Origin of the sequence: Marinobacter xestospongiae (genome assembly GCF_023156385.1) — a bacterium.
GTDB lineage: Bacteria > Pseudomonadota > Gammaproteobacteria > Pseudomonadales > Oleiphilaceae > Marinobacter > Marinobacter xestospongiae.
The window spans coordinates 1-1,783 of sequence record NZ_JAKZAK010000056.1; the positions used below are offsets into that span (position 1 = coordinate 1).

Annotated in this window: 3 protein-coding genes; all 3 read right to left on the reverse strand. The window is 49.6% G+C overall.

Going from position 1 to position 1,783, the window contains the following annotated elements:
* Positions 1–145: 145 nt before the first annotated feature.
* Entirely contained in the window at positions 146–484 is a 339-nt protein-coding gene (locus tag MLD24_RS21430) for a DUF2750 domain-containing protein (RefSeq protein WP_248169366.1), read from the reverse strand.
* A 109-nt stretch (positions 485–593) separates the two neighbouring features.
* The gene (locus MLD24_RS21435) at positions 594–1,445 is read right to left on the reverse strand and encodes a hypothetical protein (RefSeq protein ID WP_248169367.1); all 852 of its coding nucleotides are present in this window, start codon (positions 1,443–1,445) and stop codon (positions 594–596) included.
* Positions 1,446–1,565: 120 nt separating this feature from the next.
* On the reverse strand, positions 1,566–1,783 hold a 218-nt coding region (locus MLD24_RS21440), incomplete at its 5' end, for a hypothetical protein (RefSeq protein ID WP_248169369.1).

A 1,783-nucleotide genomic window follows, 5' to 3' on the forward strand; every position in this document is an offset into this window, starting at 1 on the left:
GCCTTCGGCTCTGCGAACACCTGGCAGGAGGACTTTCACCTCCCTAGTTCTGTGCCATGCCCGGCACACACGCCAGCAATAAACGGCGCCCTGACAAGGGCGTCCGGTGTAGGCCCTTCGGGCCGGAACGAATTTGATTGCCTTGTTACGTTTTGAGTCTGGCACGGAGGTCCTCGGCTGTGTAGGTGAGAGACTCTTGCCCATAGCGGGGCGAAGCCAAAACATCGACGATTTGCAGGCTCGACGAACCCAACCAGGCAGCACCCAAGAAATTGCTCATCGGTACGAACACCGGGGACAATCCTTTTTGGCTCAAATTTTCGGCGAACACTTCTGCTTTTTCTGCTGACGACCAGACAGGAAGCCCTCTGCCACCCTCCGCTTGTAGTGCGTAAAGCGATTGACCGGCCATTAGTACCCAAACACCGTCTTGCTCCTGAACGGAGGCGATAAATTCGCGATCACCGATTATTTCTACATTCATTCAAACACTCGATGCTTTGTCGACGACGAAACGTAACGCTAGCCAGCATGCGCGGCTACGGAATGGAGGCGAAGCCGCAATGTAGTAGACGTCGCCGTGCCTGGCATGGTTATGTTTCTTTTCTTGTCACCGCCTTACAAGGGCGAAGTCTTATGACCGTTTTGTTTCTGCAAGAACCGCATTCTGCAGTGAGAGATTGGTTAATTCGCAGCCCTTCAATCAGCCGTTCCGGTATCTCTAGGGTTGACTCGCAGCCATCACATGGCACCGACACCACGCGCCTAGCAAATTCGACCCCTGATTCGGTAACGGTAAGGAGATAGCTTTCGTTACAAGACTCCGAACTGCAACTTGCCACCATTCCGTTATAGACCAGATCCAGTTTTCGTTTTATGTCCTGTCCGCAGCCCTCACATCGATAGGAAATTTCCGGGCCAGGACTTGAGGCTAACAAATTTCCTTTGTTAATTTCCCGAAAAAGCTTGAGCGCTGTCTCGACCTTGCCTTTGATTTTCTCGGGCTTCCCATCGATGGATAGGTTGTCGCTTTTATTCTTGGGGACTTGCACATGCAAGGCCACACTTGATAGCGCCTGCCAGAGTTGGCCAATCTTCTTGATGTCAAATCCGATTTGCGTGCCTACCTCTACATACTCAATTTTTTCGTAGTCGCTCGCCGACCGAGGCGGATTATCGGGGTCAATAGGTTCCTTGGATCGGGAAAACCTAAATGTGGTAGCTGCTAGCTCATTAGCTTCATTTACCACCTGCTGAACAATTTCTTTTGGCTGCCAGCGCCGTAGATCAGAGTAGGATGTGTAACCATATGCCACCATGAGCCGTTCATAGCAGATCATCTCGATTACTAAACGACATTCAAGTGCCGCATAAGTCAGGCTACTCAATGACCCATCCTCGAGCAAAGCTTCGATTATCCCGATTTTTCTAACGATGTACTTCATTTGAGGAACTCTGCTCGAGAACTACTCTTAGAACATAACGCCCACAGCACGCGCGGCTGCGAAATGAAGGCAAAGCCGCAATGTAGCAGACGTCGCTGTGACTGTGATTGTTAAATATATTTACTCCATCCCCTTTACTACCCCATTCTTTTTCTTAAAGTATTCACTATTCGGGTCATAGGGTGCGCATCCTACGCATTCATAATTATCTGGCGAAATTTGGATTAACATTGGTTCAACAGGAGTCCACGAAAAAGGTACTTGAAGTGGACCCCAAATTTTGGACAGGTGCCTAAGCTCTGATTCATCATCTCCACAAGGAGGAGAATCATGAGCAA

Coding starts and splice junctions, on each gene's coding strand:
- MLD24_RS21430 (WP_248169366.1), bottom strand. CDS start 484: ATGAATGTAGAAATAATCGGTGATCGCGAATTTATCGCCTCCGTTCAG.
- MLD24_RS21435 (WP_248169367.1), bottom strand. CDS start 1,445: ATGAAGTACATCGTTAGAAAAATCGGGATAATCGAAGCTTTGCTCGAG.